Raw genomic sequence first — 1,304 nt, forward strand, 5'->3', positions numbered from 1 at the left:
CCCCAGCTGCCGTCCTCCACCGTGACGCGCACGCCGTTGACGGTGACGAGATCGCGGATCGCCTGGCCGCCGATCTTGGCGCCCTGCTGTTGCAGACCCTCGAAGTGCTTCACCACGGCGTCGACCACGCCGTATTTGGCCTCATCGGCGCAATGCGGTGACATCGTCGGCGACGACCAGGTCTTGGGCAGCGCGTCCTTCAGGTCGGCCATCGACTTGCCGGGCGCGCGGTCGAGCATCTCGCAGATCGCGATCGCCGAGACCAGGCCGTCGTCATAGCCGCGGCCGAACGGTGTGTTGAAGAAGAAGTGGCCGGACTTCTCGAAGCCGGCGAGCGCGCCGAGCTCGTTGGTGCGGCGCTTCATGTAGGAGTGGCCGGTCTTCCAATACGCGGTCTTGGCGCCTTGCTGCTGCAGCACCGGATCGGTGATGAACAGCCCGGTCGACTTCACGTCGACCACGAACTGCGCGTCCTTGTGGATCGCCGACATGTCGCGCGCCAGCATCACGCCGACCTTGTCGGCGAAGATCTCCTCGCCGGTGTTGTCGACCACGCCGCAGCGGTCGCCGTCGCCGTCGAAGCCGACATCGGCCTTGTGCTGCAAGACCGCGTCGCGGATCGCGTGCAGCATCTCCATGTCTTCCGGGTTCGGATTGTATTTCGGAAAGGTGTGGTCGAGCTCGGTGTCGAGCGGGATCACCTCGCAGCCGATCGCCTCCAAGACCTGCGGCGCGAACGCGCCGGCGGTGCCGTTGCCGCAGGCCGCCACCACCTTGAGCTTGCGCTTAAGCTTCGGCCGGCTGGTGAGGTCGGCGATGTAGCGCGCCGGGAAATTCTCGTGGAACTGGTAGCCGCCGCCGGCCTTGTTGCTGAAGCTGGCGCCGAGCACGATCTCCTTCAGCCGCGTCATCTCGTCGGGCCCGAAGGTCAGCGGGCGGCTCGCGCCCATCTTGACGCCGGTCCAGCCATTGTCGTTGTGGGAGGCGGTGACCATCGCGACGCAGGGCACGTCGAGGTCGAACTGCGCAAAATAGGCCATCGGCGTCACCGCGAGCCCGATGTCGTGCACCTTGCAGCCCGCGGCCATCAGGCCGGAGATCAACGCATATTTGATCGCGGCGGAATAGCCGCGGAAATCGTGGCCGGTCACGATCTCCTGCTTGACCCCGAGTTCCGCAATCAGCGCGCCGAGCCCCATGCCCAGCGCCTGCACGCCCATCAGATTGATTTCCTTGCCGAACAGCCAGCGCGCGTCATATTCGCGAAACCCGGTCGGCTTCACCATCGGCTCGGATTCGAAGGC

Annotated in this window: 1 protein-coding gene; it reads right to left on the reverse strand. The window is 65.7% G+C overall.

Translation table 11 applies throughout. From position 1 onward, the window contains the following. Positions 1-1,304 (reverse strand): phosphomannomutase/phosphoglucomutase (locus AC5ZGW_RS46305; RefSeq protein WP_496114173.1); only part of this gene is annotated, 1,304 nt, incomplete at both ends.

The organism is Bradyrhizobium sp. Crot121, assembly GCF_059512385.1.